Below are 239 nucleotides of genomic sequence, written 5' to 3'. Positions count from 1 at the left end.
CCTTTCGGAACGAATACCAAAGAGATACCCGATGAACATCATTTTAAAAAGTATAAGGGGATCAGATGGACGGCCGTTATCATCACTATAAAATGGACGTACTTTTTCAAGAAGAAATGAAAAGTCTACATATTTATCAATTAAACGAAGAAGGTGATCATCTGGAACTAATTCATCAATAGACACAAATTCAAATTCACTTTGGCTAGACTCTTTAGGCTTAAACATTGAATTCACCA

At 34.3% G+C, this 239-nt stretch carries 1 protein-coding gene; it reads right to left on the bottom strand.

The features are described 5' to 3' along the window. On the bottom strand, positions 1–228 hold a 228-nt coding region (locus M3234_RS29105; protein WP_464515150.1), incomplete at its 3' end, for a transposase. Positions 229–239 lie beyond the last annotated feature (11 nt).

This window comes from Neobacillus niacini, from assembly GCF_023715785.1.
In the GTDB taxonomy this organism is placed as follows: Bacteria; Bacillota; Bacilli; order Bacillales; family Cytobacillaceae; genus Neobacillus; species Neobacillus niacini_E.
This window is presented reverse-complemented; position numbering and strand designations above follow the sequence as displayed.